Annotated in this window: 14 protein-coding genes; 9 read left to right on the top strand and 5 right to left on the bottom strand. The window is 31.2% G+C overall.

The window, feature by feature from the left end:
* Nucleotides 1-64 precede the first annotated feature (64 nt).
* The 3 genes from trxA to ACQY1Q_RS07390 all read left to right on the top strand — a co-directional run bounded on the left by trxA (nucleotide 65) and on the right by ACQY1Q_RS07390 (nucleotide 4,237).
* A complete protein-coding gene (trxA, locus tag ACQY1Q_RS07400) occupies nucleotides 65-424 on the top strand; it encodes a thioredoxin (RefSeq protein ID WP_431004662.1) in 360 nt (119 codons plus the stop codon).
* 281 nt (nucleotides 425-705) lie between these two features.
* On the top strand, nucleotides 706-1,677 hold the full coding sequence (locus ACQY1Q_RS07395) for a ribonucleotide-diphosphate reductase subunit beta (protein ID WP_431004661.1): 972 nt from the start codon (nucleotides 706-708) through the stop codon (nucleotides 1,675-1,677).
* 175 nt (nucleotides 1,678-1,852) lie between these two features.
* On the top strand, nucleotides 1,853-4,237 hold the full coding sequence (locus ACQY1Q_RS07390) for a ribonucleoside-diphosphate reductase subunit alpha (RefSeq protein WP_431004660.1): 2,385 nt from the start codon (nucleotides 1,853-1,855) through the stop codon (nucleotides 4,235-4,237).
* A gap of 57 nt (nucleotides 4,238-4,294) precedes the next feature.
* On the opposite strand, the gene ACQY1Q_RS07385 is transcribed toward ACQY1Q_RS07390, so the two are convergent.
* Both ACQY1Q_RS07385 and ACQY1Q_RS07380 read right to left on the bottom strand, forming a co-directional pair.
* Nucleotides 4,295-4,621, bottom strand: a complete 327-nt coding sequence (locus ACQY1Q_RS07385) for a hypothetical protein (protein ID WP_431004659.1) — start codon at nucleotides 4,619-4,621, stop codon at nucleotides 4,295-4,297.
* Nucleotides 4,614-5,117, bottom strand: coding sequence for a Panacea domain-containing protein (locus ACQY1Q_RS07380; RefSeq protein ID WP_431004658.1), 504 nt, complete (start codon nucleotides 5,115-5,117; stop codon nucleotides 4,614-4,616). Before ACQY1Q_RS07380 ends, ACQY1Q_RS07385 begins: the two co-directional genes overlap by 8 nt.
* A 204-nt stretch (nucleotides 5,118-5,321) precedes the next feature.
* Between ACQY1Q_RS07380 and ACQY1Q_RS07375 the strand changes: the two genes are divergently transcribed.
* Both ACQY1Q_RS07375 and ACQY1Q_RS07370 read left to right on the top strand, forming a co-directional pair.
* The gene (locus ACQY1Q_RS07375) at nucleotides 5,322-6,659 is read left to right on the top strand and encodes a deoxyguanosinetriphosphate triphosphohydrolase (protein ID WP_431004657.1); all 1,338 of its coding nucleotides are present in this window, start codon (nucleotides 5,322-5,324) and stop codon (nucleotides 6,657-6,659) included.
* Between the two features lie 199 nt (nucleotides 6,660-6,858).
* Nucleotides 6,859-10,038: a PA domain-containing protein gene (locus tag ACQY1Q_RS07370; protein ID WP_431004656.1), complete on the top strand. Its 3,180-nt coding sequence runs from the start codon at nucleotides 6,859-6,861 to the stop codon at nucleotides 10,036-10,038.
* Nucleotides 10,039-10,061: 23 nt separating this feature from the next.
* Here ACQY1Q_RS07370 and ACQY1Q_RS07365 read toward each other — a convergent pair whose 3' ends face one another.
* A complete protein-coding gene (locus ACQY1Q_RS07365) occupies nucleotides 10,062-10,631 on the bottom strand; it encodes a DUF3109 family protein (protein WP_431004655.1) in 570 nt (189 codons plus the stop codon).
* Between the two features lie 157 nt (nucleotides 10,632-10,788).
* On the opposite strand from ACQY1Q_RS07365, the gene ACQY1Q_RS07360 reads away from it, so the two are divergent.
* The 4 genes from ACQY1Q_RS07360 to ACQY1Q_RS07345 all read left to right on the top strand — a co-directional run bounded on the left by ACQY1Q_RS07360 (nucleotide 10,789) and on the right by ACQY1Q_RS07345 (nucleotide 14,335).
* Complete coding sequence (locus tag ACQY1Q_RS07360; RefSeq protein ID WP_431004654.1) at nucleotides 10,789-11,394, top strand: MarC family protein; 606 nt, start codon at nucleotides 10,789-10,791, stop codon at nucleotides 11,392-11,394.
* Nucleotides 11,395-12,003 carry an FAD-dependent oxidoreductase gene (locus ACQY1Q_RS07355; protein WP_431004653.1) on the top strand — a complete coding sequence of 203 codons (609 nt, stop codon included), beginning with the start codon at nucleotides 11,395-11,397 and terminating at the stop codon, nucleotides 12,001-12,003.
* 7 nt (nucleotides 12,004-12,010) lie between these two features.
* On the top strand, nucleotides 12,011-12,928 hold the full coding sequence (locus ACQY1Q_RS07350; RefSeq protein ID WP_431004677.1) for a glutaminase: 918 nt from the start codon (nucleotides 12,011-12,013) through the stop codon (nucleotides 12,926-12,928).
* Between the two features lie 123 nt (nucleotides 12,929-13,051).
* The gene (locus ACQY1Q_RS07345) at nucleotides 13,052-14,335 is read left to right on the top strand and encodes an amidohydrolase family protein (protein WP_431004652.1); all 1,284 of its coding nucleotides are present in this window, start codon (nucleotides 13,052-13,054) and stop codon (nucleotides 14,333-14,335) included.
* Between the two features lie 4 nt (nucleotides 14,336-14,339).
* Here ACQY1Q_RS07345 and ACQY1Q_RS07340 read toward each other — a convergent pair whose 3' ends face one another.
* Both ACQY1Q_RS07340 and ACQY1Q_RS07335 read right to left on the bottom strand, forming a co-directional pair.
* The gene (locus ACQY1Q_RS07340) at nucleotides 14,340-15,026 is read right to left on the bottom strand and encodes a LytR/AlgR family response regulator transcription factor (RefSeq protein ID WP_431004651.1); all 687 of its coding nucleotides are present in this window, start codon (nucleotides 15,024-15,026) and stop codon (nucleotides 14,340-14,342) included.
* A 2-nt stretch (nucleotides 15,027-15,028) separates the two neighbouring features.
* Complete coding sequence (locus ACQY1Q_RS07335; protein WP_431004650.1) at nucleotides 15,029-15,700, bottom strand: sensor histidine kinase; 672 nt, start codon at nucleotides 15,698-15,700, stop codon at nucleotides 15,029-15,031.
* Nucleotides 15,701-16,057: the final 357 nt, after the last annotated feature.

Below are 16,057 nucleotides of genomic sequence, written 5' to 3'. Positions count from 1 at the left end.
ATGAGATGCCATAAAAACGACTAACTTTACGAACATAGAGATTTTAATTTAAGACCTAACAACAATGACAGAGAACCTAACAAAGGAAACCTTTTTTGAAAAGGTTTTTAACTATGAAAAAAATAAAGAATGGATTTTTGAAGGTGACATTCCTGCAATTATTGATTTTTATGCAGATTGGTGTGGACCATGTAAAATGCTGGCACCTGTTTTAGAAGATTTAAGCAATGAATATAATGGAAAAGTAAATATTTATAAAATAGATACGGAAGCAGAACAAGAATTAGCTGCTGCTTTTGGAATTCGAAGTATTCCTTCCATGTTATTCTGTCCGGTTAATGAGGATCCTCAAATGGCTCACGGAGCTTTGCCCAAAAAGCAAATAGAACAAATTATAGAAGATGTTTTAAAAGTGAAAAAATAAAAATTTAAAGTGATGCAAAAAGCATCACTTTTTTTATGAAGAAACAAGTTTTAAGAAACTCAGTGATTATCACTACGGAAGCCATTTTTTAATTTTTATTTAGCTGTTTTTCAATTGTTTGTAAAAAAAGTTTTTTAAGAAATAAAAGTGCTAAAAACACGTTTTGTTAAAAACTTCAAGGGATTTGTGAATAAGTATGGCTTTCAGTTTTTAGCAAAAATTTCAATCTTTGTTTATCCCTTATTACATAAAAAATAACAGATAAAATATTAGTTTAAAAAATGGCGAGTATCGAACCAATTTTACAAGAGAACAAAGACAGATTTGTAATTTTTCCAATTCAGCATAATGATTTATGGGAATGGTATAAAAAACAACAAGCTTGTTTTTGGACTGCTGAAGAAATTGATTTACATTCTGATTTAAATGATTGGAATACAAAGTTAACAGACGATGAGCGCTACTTTATTAAACATATTTTAGCTTTTTTTGCAGCCTCTGATGGTATTGTAAATGAAAATTTGGCAGAAAACTTTGTAAATGAAGTACAATATTCTGAAGCTAAGTTTTTTTACGGATTTCAAATAATGATGGAGAATATTCATTCAGAAACATATTCATTATTAATTGATACGTATATAAAAAACGAAGAAGAAAAGAATAGACTTTTTAAAGCAATTGAAGTATTTCCGGCAATCAAGAAAAAAGCAGACTGGGCATTAAAATGGATTGAATCTGATTCTTTCGCAGAAAGATTAATTGCTTTTGCAGCAGTAGAAGGAATTTTCTTCTCAGGATCGTTCTGTTCTATTTTTTGGCTAAAGAAAAGAGGTCTGTTACCAGGACTTACATTTTCTAACGAGTTAATTTCTCGTGATGAAGGAATGCACTGTGATTTTGCCGTTCATTTACACAATAACCATCTAGTAAACAAAGTACCAAAAGAAAGAATAACTGAAATTATTGTTTCTGCTCTTGATATTGAGCGTGAATTTATTACAGAATCATTACCTGTGAGTTTAATAGGAATGAATGCTAAATTAATGACACAGTATTTAGAGTATGTTACAGACAGATTATTACAGGAATTTGGCTGCGAAAAAGTATATCAATCTACCAATCCGTTCGATTTTATGGAGATGATTTCTTTAGAAGGAAAAACTAATTTCTTCGAAAAGAGAGTGTCTGAGTACCAAAAAGCAGGAGTTAAATCCGGCGGTACAGGAAGCATCAGTTTTGATGCCGATTTTTAAAAACGAAATTGTATACTGCTATCCCCTACATGCGGTAATGTTATGAGCTAAAAATACATTTTAGCTTTTTTATCTAGTTTCAAAAGAAACCATTTTTAATTATTTTGAAAGGTTGCTACAAGTGGCGTACCTGTATTAGCAACCCCATTAACCAACATAAAACACTAAAAAGAATATGTATGTAGTTAAAAGAGACGGTAGACAAGAGCCAGTGATGTTTGACAAAATCACAGAGCGAGTAAGAAAAATGTGTTATGGTTTAAATACCATAGTAGATCCTGTTAAAGTAGCTATGAGAGTTATTGAAGGATTATACGATGGAGTAACCACTTCAGAGTTAGATAATCTGGCTGCAGAAATAGCTGCAACTATGACTACAGCTCACCCTGATTATGCAAAACTGGCTGCAAGAATTGCCGTATCTAATTTACATAAAAACACCAAAAAATCGTTTTCTGAAACGATGACTGACTTATATAATTATGTCAATCCTCGTACCGGAAAAAAATCACCTTTATTAGCAGATGATGTATATGAAATTATCATGGAAAATGCTGATAAATTAGACTCAACTATTATTTATAGTAGAGATTTTAATTATGATTATTTTGGTTTTAAAACATTAGAACGTTCTTATTTACTTAAACTAAATGGTAAAATAGTAGAAAGACCGCAACAAATGTTAATGCGTGTATCTATAGGTATTCATAAAGAAGATATAGATGAAGCAATTGCTACCTATGAGTTAATGAGTAAAAAATATTTTACACACGCAACACCAACGTTATTTAATGCAGGTACGCCAAAGCCACAAATGTCATCATGTTTCTTGTTACAAATGCAAGACGATAGTATTGATGGTATTTATGATACATTAAAACAAACAGCCAAGATATCTCAGTCTGCCGGAGGTATTGGTCTTTCTATTCATAATATTCGTGCAACGGGTTCATATATTAGCGGAACAAATGGTACTTCTAATGGTATTGTACCTATGTTACGTGTATTTAATGACACAGCAAGATATGTAGATCAAGGAGGTGGAAAAAGAAAAGGGTCTTTTGCTATGTATTTAGAGCCATGGCATGCTGATATTTATGATTTTCTGGATTTAAAGAAAAACCATGGTAAAGAAGAAATGCGTGCTCGTGATTTGTTCTATGCTATGTGGATTTCAGATTTATTCATGAAGCGTGTTGAAGAAGATGGAAACTGGACGTTAATGTGCCCGCATGAATGTCCGCATTTATATGATACATACGGAGAAGAGTTTGAACGTTTGTATACAGGATATGAAGCAGCAGGTAAAGGTAGAAAAACAATTAAAGCACGTGATTTATGGGAAAAAATCTTAGAATCACAAATTGAAACAGGTACTCCGTACATGTTATATAAAGATGCTGCTAATCGTAAGTCAAATCAAAAGAACTTGGGCACAATCAGGTCTTCAAACTTATGTACAGAAATTATGGAATATACAGCAGATGATGAAGTAGCTGTATGTAATTTAGCTTCTATTGCCATACCTATGTTTGTAAGACAAGATGCTGATGGAAACAAGTTTTTTGACCATAAGAAATTATTTGATGTAACTAAAAAAGTAGTACGTAACCTAGATACGGTAATTGATAGAAACTATTATCCGGTTAAAGAGGCAGAAAACTCAAATTTCCGCCACCGTCCGGTTGGTTTAGGAATTCAAGGTTTAGCTGATGCGTTTATCATGTTACGTTTACCGTTTACTAGCGAGGAGGCCAAAAAATTAAATCAAGAAATATTCGAAACCCTATATTTTGCTTCAGTTACCTCATCAATGGAGATGGCAAAAGCTAAAGGAGCTTACTCTACATTTAAAGGTTCTCCAATGTCAGAAGGAGAATTTCAGTATAATATGTGGGGAGTTCAAGATGAAGATTTAAGCGGTAGATGGGATTGGGAATCATTACGAAAAAAAGTGATAGAGCATGGAGTACGTAACTCATTATTAGTTGCACCAATGCCAACAGCATCTACTTCTCAAATTCTAGGAAATAATGAAGCTTTTGAACCATACACTTCAAATATTTATACACGAAGAGTATTATCAGGAGAGTTCATTGTGGTTAATAAACATCTATTGGAAGATTTAGTAGAATTGAATTTGTGGGATAACAATATGAAAGAACAAATTATGCGAGCAAACGGTTCTATTCAAGATATTGAAAATATACCTCAAGATTTAAAAGAACTATACAAAACGGTTTGGGAAATGAGTATGAAAGATATTATTGACATGGCTCGTCATAGAGGATATTTTATCGATCAATCTCAATCGTTAAACTTATTCATGAAAGATCCTGATTACGGAAAGCTAACCTCAATGCATTTTTATGCTTGGAAATCAGGATTAAAAACAGGAATGTACTATTTAAGAACTAAATCAGCTGTAAACGCTAAACAATTTACCTTGGATGTAGAAAAGAAAGAAGAGAATAAACCTATGAGTGCTGAAGAATTTAAGGCCATGGTTGAGGCTTCTAAAAACGCAGGACCGGATGATTGTTTAATGTGCGGATCGTAAGTTTATAAAAAATTTAAATTAAAAAGAAAAAGAGGCGTTTTAAACGCCTCTTTTTTATTATTTGAAAAGATATCTCATTACCAATATAAAAATACCTACAACAGTAGCTAATGATGAGGTTATAAGTGCTATTAAAACAGAATCACTCAGGTTAAAATTAATAGCTTTAGAAAAACCGGAAGCAATAATTATAAGTAAAATAATTCCGGTAAAGCCACACAAGAAAAGAAACGTTCTAAAAGCGTACTTTTTTCGCTCGTACCTGTCTTGAACTCTATCATAAACATCCTGTTCTGTTAAAACAGTATCTTTATCTATCTTTTTAGTGTCAAACGGAAGGTTTTTAGACTCTTCAAGAAGTTTGTCTAGCTTAGTATTATGCACTTTCTAGTTTTAATTGTTTATCTAGGTTCACAACAAATTTATCATAATACCTTTTTATAAGTTCATTATTAATAACTCTGTTTTGATCCGGACTGTAAGTTAAACTCCATGGAGTACCAGGCATGTGGGTTAAATCTACCAAATCTTTAGCAGAAACATCTTTGTATAGTTGCCAAGTTAGTAAAACTACTTTTTTATCCTCTTCATCTGTTAAAGAAGGTTCAGATAAAAATTTCCACTCACTATCTAACATTACAGAATTGCTGGTAATTGGTTCCGATTTAAAGTGTTTAAACTCATGATAAACACTTGGAATTACCGGGCCAAACTTCCAAGCCTCAATATGGTCATTATCAAAAAGCGGGCGCTCTAAAAGTGACAAAGAAAGCCCTTGTGCAATATACATTAGCTTCACCAATTTCATATTGGTAAGCTCATAATTAGAGTTTTTAGATACTTTAAGAAACTCGTTAGCAACAGAACTGGTTGTCCCCATACACTTTAATTTGTAATAAAAGTAAAAACAATTTTTTTATAAATCAAATATAACTGCTACAAAGGTAAGAATATTAACTATTTAGTATACATAATATTATATTAAAATCTCTATATGATTGAAAATGTGTTTTTAGGAATACATAAAAAAGAAGAAACGAAAAATAAAAAGATTAAATACATTTGTGATATCTAAACTATAAAAATGAACTGGGAACAATTATTGTCGTTAAAAAGATACGGAGATACACAAAAAAGAGAACGAGCAAATCAAGATGAAACACGTTTAGGTTTTGAGGTAGATTTTGACCGAATTATTTTTTCGTCAGCTTTTAGAAGTTTACAAGATAAAACACAAGTCATTCCATTATCTAAAACCGATTTTGTTCATACGCGTTTAACACATAGTTTAGAAGTTTCTGTAGTAGGACGTACTTTAGGAAGAAGAGTTGGTAAGGAGTTATTAAAACGTCACTCTAGGCTAAAAGAATTAGGATATACATTTAACGATTTTGGAGCTATTGTAGCAGCAGCTTCAGTAATGCACGATATAGGAAATCCTCCTTTTGGGCATTCAGGAGAAAAAGCAATTGGTGAGTATTTTAAAACAGGAAAAGGACTTCAATATAAAGAACAATTAACAGATTTAGAATATCAAGATTTAGTTGATTTCGAAGGAAATGCTAATGGATTTAAAATTTTGACAGAAACCAGAGAAGGAGTTGAAGGCGGCTTGAGACTATCATATGCCACTTTAGGAGCGTTTATGAAATATCCTAAAGAAAGCTTACCTAAAAAACCTACTAAACATATTGTCGATAAAAAATATGGCTTTTTTCAAGCTGAAAAAGAAGCTTTTCTAGATTTGGTTGATGATTTAGGATTGATAAAAAAAGAAAACAATCATATTTCCTATTTCAGGCATCCTTTAGCGTATTTGGTTGAGGCAGCTGATGATATTTGTTATACAATAATTGATTTTGAAGATGGTATTAATCTAGGTTTAATTGAAGAAGATTATGCTTTAGAATATATGATTAAGTTAGTTAAAGATACTATTGATAGTAAAAAATATCACTCACTAAAACATAAAAAAGACCGTGTAAGTTATTTACGAGCATTAGCTATTGGAGTTTTGATTAATGAAGCAGTAGAGCTATTTTTAGAAAATGAAGAAGCAATTTTAAACGGAAATTTTGATAAAGGACTTTTAGATAAATGTAAATATGAAGCACAAATAAATGATATTATCAAAATTAGTATTGATAAAATATACAGAAGTAAAGAGGTTATAGAAAAAGAAGTAGCCGGGTATAAAATTATTGCCGATTTATTAGATGTGTTTGTAACAGCGTTAAATAATAAATTTAACGAAACAGCATCTAATTACGATAGATTAGTTCTAAACTTACTTCCTGAACAATATCAACAAGAAAAAGAAAAGTTGTATGATAGAATTATGCAGGTATGTAGTTATGTTGCCGGATTATCAGATGGGTATGCCATCAGGCTTCATAAAAAAATAATGGGTAATATTATTTAAGTATTTATTTGCTGTAAATTTCTATAAGAATTTAATTTTTGGTGTAATTTAAATAAATTAACCTTTTTAACACTATTAATTAATATATTTAAAACAAGAGTTAAGTAATCTTTAATAAATAGATGCTATTTTTGTTAAAAATAGTTAGGGTAAATCAGGAGGAATTTGTTATTATAATAACCTATTTAAAAACATATGCATGAATAAAAAATTACTTTTAACAGTAACTTTACTGGTGTTACTATGCGCTGCTTTTTTAAAATTTTATAAAAAAGAGTCGAAAATAGAAACAAAAAATAAGATAGAAGAGCTTAGACAGCAACATGCTAGCTTTTTAAAGAATCATCCTTATCAAAGAATAGGAAGATTAGATAAAAAAGATAGAAAAGCAATGGGTTTACCGCCTAATGCTTATTTTGAACAAAAGTATTTATCAGAAATAAGTCCTTATGATGGAAGAGTACATGAAGAAAATGTATATAAAGTTCAACAAGAGCTTAAAAAATATCGTACAGCAGGAAGAGTTCCTGGAGATGGAGTTGATAATGCTTGGGTAGAAAGAGGCCCCGATAACGTAGGGGGAAGAACTAGAGCAGTATTATTTGACCCTAATGATGCTACACAAGAAACTGTTTTTGCAGGAGGAGTTAGTGGAGGATTATGGAAAAATACTAATATTTCAAATGCTAATTCAAAATGGGAACGAGTTGGAATCCCAGAAAATTTATCTGTTTCATGTATTGCTGTTGATCCAAATAATTCTCAGATATTTTATGTAGGAACGGGTGAGTCTTATGTTCAAGGAAGAGTTAATGGAGATGGTGTTTGGAAATCTACAGATGGGGGAAACTCATGGCAGCATGTTTTTGGAGGGAAAACGGGAGCTTCTTTTTTCGATACTAATTCAAAACTAACAGTGAATGCCCCGGCTTCATTAGCAGGTGATTACATTACAAACTTAACTACTGCTTTTGGAGGAGATTTAAATACACCTGTAACAGGTGATTTAGCGTTGGTAAATGATAGTACAGGAACTACTGATGATGCTTGTGAAAATATAACAAACTCTAGTCAAATTAATGGTAAAATTGCCGTAATCAGAAGAGGAACGTGTAATTTTGATGATAAGGTGTTAAAAGCACAAAATGCAGGAGCAATAGCTGTTGTTATGATTAATAATGTAGCTGGTAACCCAAGCTCAATGGGAGGTGATGATGTTACAATAACAATTCCTTCAGTTATGATTTCTCTTGAAGATGGTAATAAATTAGTTAATACACTTTCTTCAGAAACGATAAATGTAACATTGATAAAAATAAAAAATAATGCTACAAATAATAATTTAGTTCCGGGGATTCATCATATAAATGATATTGTAGTTAGAAATAATGCAGGAACAACGGAAGTATATGTAGCAGCAGGAGAGTCTAGTTATGCACAATCTTCTCCTTTTTCAAGTATAGGAGCTGATTCTTATGGTATTTATAAATCAATAGATGGTATAAATTTTAATAAGTTGAATATTCCTAAAACATCAGGAGGAAATGATTATGAACCTAATAATCTTGAAATAGCTGCAGATAACTCTATTTACTTTAGCACTGTTAGATCTGAGACATTTGGAGATGGGGGCGGAGTTATTTTCAAATCAACCGATGGGGTTTCTTTTTCTTTAATATATACTGTTCCAAATGGTTTAAGAACTGAAATTGCTTTATCAAAAACTAATGCAGGTATTGGGTATATTTTAGCACAAACAAGCACTGGAGATGGTCCGGTAAAAATATATAAAACAACCAATGGATTTACTACGGCCTCTGAAATATCATTGCCTAATGATGCTGATACTCAAATCCCTTCTAATGATTTTACTAGAGGTCAAGCTTGGTATGATTTACTTATTAAAGTAGATCCTACAAACGATAATATATTGTATGTAGGAGGAATTGATTTATTTAAATCTACAAATGGAGGTACTTCTTGGACTCAACTATCTCATTGGTATGGTGGCTTTAGTAAGCAATATGTTCATGCCGATCAGCATGGATTAACGTTTGCTAATGCAACTAAAATGCTTTTTAGTAATGATGGTGGTGTATATTACTCTAGTAATGGTGGTGTAACGATTCAAGCAAGAAATAATAATTATAATACACTTCAATTTTATACAGTTGGGGTCGCTCCGGTATCAGCTTTTGGAGGAGAGGAGTATTTTTTAGCTGGAGCGCAGGATAACGGAACTCAGTTAGTTGAAAAAGCCTCTGTAGGAATTAATAGTTCAAAAGATGTTTCTGGAGGGGATGGAGCTGCTTGTTTTTTTGATACTGATGGAACAGATAAGTACTATATAACAAACTATGTTTATAATCAATCAATTGACCTTTATGATTATACTACAGGAGTTAGTAGAACAATAAATTCTGAAAACCTTTCTAATGGTGATTTTATTAATCAAGCTGAATTAGATTCAAACCTAGATGTTTTATATACAAATTACTCTAATGCCTTAGGAAAAACCGTAATGAGATACGGTAATATAAAAAACGGTACAGTTGTTAAGAAACAATTGACAAATCCGTTAATGAGCACATCACCTTCAGTATTAAAAATTTCACCATATACAAAAACATTTAGTAAGTTATATGTCGGACTTGAAAGTGGAAAATTATTATTAGTAAATAATGCAGAAAGTGATTTACCACAATGGTCTGAAATTACAGGAAGTGAATTTGTTGGTTCTATATCTGATATAGAATTTGGAGCAAATGAAAATGAAATTTTTGTTACTATGCATAACTATGGAGTTAAAAGTATTTGGTATACAAATGATGGTGGAGTTAACTGGTCTAGTAAAGAAGGTGATTTTCCAGATATTCCGGTAAAAACGATTTTACAAAATCCGCTTAATAGAGAAGAAGTAATTATAGGAACAGATTTAGGAGTTTGGAAAACATCAAATTTTTCATCAGATACACCAAAATGGACACAATCATATAACGGAATGAGTAACGTACCTGTATTAGATTTAGATTTAAGAGATGATAATACTGTATTCGCAGCAACTTATGGTAGAGGTATTTTTTCAGGTAAGTTTACAGGTGAAACAGCTTCAATTGATGATGTAATAAAAGGAACGGAAAAATTTACAGTTTATCCTACTATTTCTAACGGGACAGTTACTGTTTATGGTAAAAGTGACCTTGGGAAAGTAAAAATGACTGTATATGATATAAAAGGGCAAGAAGTTTATCATCAAAAAATAGATTTCGAAACTAATGAATCTAATAAAATAGAACTTAATTTAAGCTCAGGAGTATATATAATGAATATTTTTGATCAGCAAAATAGAAAAAGTTCTAAGAAAATAGTTATTAAGTAAAAAATAAGTGTGCTGAACAAATGTTACTCAAACATTTGTTCAGCAACTTTTTCTAATTCATCATACCAGTTTTTACCAAACTTTCTTATTAGGGCTTCCTTTACAAATTTGTAAACAGGAACTTGTAGTTCTTTTCCTAAAGAACAAGCATCATCACAAATTTCCCATTTGTGGTAATTAACGGCAGAAAATTCGCTATAATCTTGTATTCTTATAGGGTATAAATGACAAGAAACCGGTTTTTTCCAATCAATAATTCCTTGGTTATACGCTTCTTCTATACCACACAAAGCAGTTCCTTTCTTATCAAAAATAACATAAGCACAATCTGCACCATCAATTAATGGAGTTTCTAACTCATCGAAATCACCCGTAACCCAAGTACCTTGTTTCTCTATAGCCTCAATTCCTTCTTTACGTAAAAAAGGTTTTACTTTCGGATAAATTTTTTCTAAAATTTCAATTTCCTCTTTTTCTAATGGGGCACCGGCCTCCCCATCTATACAACAAGCACCTTTACAAGCAGATAAATTACACACAAACTCCTTTTCAAGGATGTCTTCAGAAACTATGGTTTTTCCTAATTGAAACATATTTAATTCTTGGTTACAATAACGTTTTACTACTTAAAAATACGTGACTTGCACAAAATAAACTTTAAAATAGTATATTAGATTTATGTAAATTTTTTACAAAAATAGTAGATTGTTAGTTTACTTATCTAATTTTGCCACCGAAAAACAACATATCATGGAGGGAATTATTGAAATTTTCGAAGCTTTTAACTTAAAAGAAACATTTACTGTATTTATGGTTTTATTTGCAGTTATTGATATTGTAGGTAACATTCCTATAGTTATTAACCTTCGAAAAAAAGTAGGACATATACAATCTGGTAAAGCATCTATTATCGCAGGGGTAATAATGATTGTATTCTTATTCTTTGGACAAAGACTTCTTAATTTAATAGGAATTGATGTTAAATCTTTTGCCGTAGCCGGATCATTTATCCTATTTTTTATTGCTTTAGAAATGATTTTAGGAATCACTTTGTATAAAGAAGATGAAGATGAAGCTATAAATGCAACAGTATTCCCTATTGCCTTTCCACTTATTGCCGGTCCCGGAAGTTTAACTACTCTTTTATCACTTAGAGCTCAATACGATTGGATAAATATCATTGTAGCCATTATTTTAAACGTAATTTTAATTTTTGTTGTTTTAAAAACATCGACTAAAATTGAAAGAGTAATTGGAAAGAACGGAATTAAAATAATCCAAAAGGTGTTTGGTGTTATTTTACTTGCCATAGCTGTAAAATTATTTGCTTCCAATATAAAACTACTGTTTGTTTAAATGGAATTTGATGTATTAATTGTTGGAGGTGGTGTGGCAGGAATGCAATGCGCTTTGTTGCTTGGTTCTGCTCTTGAAAGAGAATATGCCCAAGGCAAAAAAGTAGGAATCATTATGCATCAAAGAGCCTCACATCTACAAGAAGCCCTGTTTAATAATGTGCTAGGCTTACCTGCCGGAACTTTGGGTAAAGATATTTTAGTTAACGGAAAAGAGCAATTAAAAAATCTTTATCCGCAAGTTACTCAAATTGAACATGAAAAAGTAATCGCTGTTATAGACGATGAACAAGGCTATAAAGTCGTTACGAATAAAAACGAGTTTTTTACAAAAAATGCAGTAATCGCATTAAACTATGCAAAGCCATTTGAAATAGCAGGTTTAGAACAATATGTTGAGCGTCATTCAAGAGAAAATGCTATGAAAGACAGAATTCAGCTTAGAAATTTTAATTACTTAATTAAAGAAGGATTATATGTTTGCGGAACCCTTGCCGGTTTAAGAAGTCAGTTTGCAATTGCTGCAGGTAGCGGAGCCAGTGTTGCTACAGACATTTTAACTGTTTGGAATGATCATATACCCACGAAAGTGCATGACAAAGCAAAGTAATGTAAGTATGGAAGGTTTTGATAGAATAATTGAAGAAGTATTTGCTGAGGTAAAAGCTATAAATGACTTAGGAGAAGTTGCTTCGTACATTCCGGAATTATTAAATGTAGATGCACAAAAATTTGGAGTTTATCTTACTTCAATAAGTGAATTTAAGTATGGAAAAGGCAACTTTACTGAAAAATTTTCAATTCAAAGTATTTCTAAAGTACTTTCGCTAAGTTTAGCATACAGTATTTTAGGAGAGTCTATTTGGAGTAGATTAGGCGTAGAACCTTCCGGAACTAGTTATAATTCATTAATTCAGCTAGAAACCGATAGAGGAATCCCCAGAAACCCGTTTATTAATGCAGGAGCCATTGTAATTTCCGATATTTTAATAAGTAATTTAAAAGATTATAAAAACGAGTTTCTCAATTTTGTTAGAAAATTATCAGGAGGAAAACCGATAGATTATTCCAATAAAATTGCAACGTCAGAACGATCTGTTGGCTATAGAAATGTGGCATTATGTAATTTTATCAAATCCTTCGGTAATATAGAAAATGACCCGTCTGAAGTTTTAGATTTCTATTTTGATATCTGTTCCTTAGAAATGAGTTGTATAGAACTTTCCGAAACCTTTTTGTTTTTAGCAAATAATGGAATAAACCCTCATAATAATGAACAAGTTTTAACAAAAAGTCAATCAAAACGAATGAATGCTTTAATGCAAACTTGTGGTTTTTATGATGAATCAGGTGAATTTGCGTTTAAGGTTGGATTACCTGGTAAAAGTGGAGTTGGAGGAGGTATCGTTGCTGTACATCCCGGGCACTATGTAATTACCGTTTGGAGTCCGAAATTAAATAGAAAAGGAAACTCATTTAAAGGAATGCAGTTTTTAGAAAAATTTACTACTGAATCAACATTATCTATATTTTAATAACTAGATTATTTAGTACTTTTCTCATTCAACTTAATAAGTTACCTGTAAGCTACAAAGATGCTAAACCCTGTTTAGTATGAAAAAGTGTATATTTAGAACGTAGTTAATTTTAAAGAACACATGAAAAAAACAACTTTACTAATTATCTTAGTATTGGCTAGTGCTTTATTACAAGCTCAAAGTACTTATATATACTGTGGAAAATTAATTGATACTGAAAAAGGAACCATAGAAAAGAATAAAACGATTATTGTTGATGGTCTTAAAATAACTGAAGTTTTAGACGGCTTTATTGCTCCTAAAAGAAAAGCAGACAAAACAATTGATCTAAAAAATAAAGTTGTTATGCCCGGGTTGATTGATATGCATGTGCATATTGAACAAGAATTCGATGCAAAAACAAGATTAAATAAATACATTTTAAATGAAGCAGATATTGCTTTCAATTCCGTTGGTTTTGCTAAAACAACTCTTTTAAAAGGATTTACTACAGTACGTGATTTAGGAGGCACGGGAGTTAATATTTCTGTAAGAAAAGCAATAAACGAAGGAAAAATACCAGGACCTAGAGTTTTTACTGCAGGGAAATCATTAGCCACTACCGGAGGACATGCCGATCCGACTAATGGAAGTAGTAGAGTTTTAATTGGAAATCCAGGACCCAAAGAAGGAGTGGTTAATAGTGTAGAAGATGCCAAAAAAGCGGTTAGACAACGCTATAAAAATGGAGCAGATTGTATAAAAATAACCGCAACAGGTGGTGTGCTGAGTGTGGCAAAGAGCGGAGATAATCCACAATTTACAATTGAAGAAATTAAAGCAATTTGTGAAACAGCTAATGATTACGGAATGCACGTAGCTGCACATGCGCACGGAGATGAAGGTATGAAAAGAGCTATTATAGGAGGCGTAAAAACAATTGAGCACGGAACATATATGAGTGACGGAACTATGGAATTAATGAAGAAATATGACGTGTATTTAGTTCCTACAATTACCGCAGGAAAAGAGGTAGAAGAAAAAGCAAAAGTAAAAGGCTTTTATCCGGATATTGTAGTGCCTAAAGCTTTGGCAGTTGGTCCTCAAATACAGGGAACTTTTGCTAAAGCGTATAAAAAAGGAGTAAAAATAGCTTTTGGTACAGATGCCGGGGTGTTTAAACACGGTAATAATGGGAAGGAGTTTGGATTTATGGTTGATGCCGGAATGCCCGCAATGGAAACTATTCAATCAGCAACCATAACGAATGCCAAACTTTTAAAAATGGAAAAGGAAATAGGTCAACTTAAAAAAGGATTTTATGCAGATATTGTTGCCGTAAATGAAGAGCCTACAAAAAACATTCATACGATGGAGAATGTTGTATTTGTTATGAAAAACGGTACAGTTTATAAAACGGAATAATTTTCTATTTAACCGTTTTTATATAGCTAGTAAAATCAGACTTGTAAGTTCTGCCTATAGGTAATTTTTGTTGATTGATAAACACAAAACTTCCGCTATATTTTTCAACCTTTTTAAAATTAATTATGTACGATTTATGAATTTGAACAAATTGATCTTGGTTTAAAATGTCTTTCCAGTTTTTTAAAGAATCGATAATAGTTAATCTCTTTTCAGAAGTAACAAAGGTTAGGTAATTTCTGTCAGACTCTAAATAATAAATACTATTCAACTGTATTTTATGAATAGTTTTGTCAATATTTAAAAAAATAGATTCTTGCTGAGAATTTTCATGCCTGTTTATAACCTTTTCAGCTTTTGCCATGGCTTTTAAAAAACGATCAAAAGAAAAAGGTTTTACCAAATAATCAATAATAGTGTCTAATTCAAAGCTAGAAACAGCATAATTAGGATAGGCAGTAGTTACAATAATTTGAGGTGGGTTTTTAACCGTTTTAATAAAATCTAACCCCGAAATATCTGGAAGATTAATATCTAATAAAACAACTTCAACAGTTTGTTCTTTTAAAAATAGATTTGCACTAGAAGCTGTTTGAAAACAACCAATGAGGTGTACATCAGGAATTCTGTTAATGTAATTTTTTAATACTCGTTGAGCAGGAATTTCATCCTCAATAATAATACAATTCATAACTACATTAAATTTAATTCCAGATTTACAATAAAATACTCTGATGCACTAATGCTTAATTTATACTTGTCTTTATACAAAATGGCCAGTCGCTTTTTTAAATTTTGTAATCCTATTGTATTATCATTAGTAGCTTTTGAAGGGTTAAATTTGTTTTTACAAGAACAAAAAAGAGCATTGTTCTTTACTTCTATAAGAATATCTATATCGCTATTTACACTACTGTGTTTAAAGGCATTCTCAATAATGGTAATTAATAATAGCGGAGCAATTTGAAGATTACTTTCTTCAATATTTTTTTGATAATGTATGTGTTTTATACCTTCGGTTCTAAGCTTTTGCAGCTCAATATAATTATCAATAAATGTCAATTCTTTAAGCAAATCTACTTTTTGTGAGTTGCTTTCATATAAAACATGTTTTAAGTTGTCTGAAAGTTTTAATATTAAGTCAGGAGTTTCATCTGGCTTATCTAAAGCAAATGAGTAAATAGTATTTAAATTGTTTAATAATACATGTGGGTTTATCTGTGATTTTAAAAATTTAAGCTCTAACTCCGTTCTTTCTTGCTGAATTTTTTCAACCTCTTTCGTTTTATCTATATATCTGAATAACATCCAAATAAAAGAAAAGAAAATAAGCGGGGTTATCGTTTGCCATAAATAATCGCTCAAACATTTTAAAAAGCTGCAACCGCATCTGGTAAAAACATTGCAATATAACTGAGTTGCCAAGAAAGAGATAATAACAAACACTAAAGTATATAGAAAATACCACCTTTTTTTAACGAAATAAGGCAATAAAACCAAGTTGTTGGTATACACAATTACCACGAGTATAAAAAAGTACTGTAAAAACGGATTTTCAGCCCAATAATAACGTGTAAAAACAAACAATGAAACCAAAACAAATAATAACCAAAAAAGAAAGTGAATTATTATTTGTGTGCTATGTGCTTTAATAAAATTCATAATGAGGATGAAAATATTAAAAATACACTTTTAACTCAAAATAGAAGTATGAACTACCGG

It is taken from the genome of Tenacibaculum sp. TC6 (genome assembly GCF_050606265.1).
In the GTDB taxonomy this organism is placed as follows: Bacteria; Bacteroidota; Bacteroidia; order Flavobacteriales; family Flavobacteriaceae; genus Polaribacter.
Note: the sequence above shows the minus strand (reverse complement) of the source record. Positions and strands in the feature narration are given on the sequence as shown.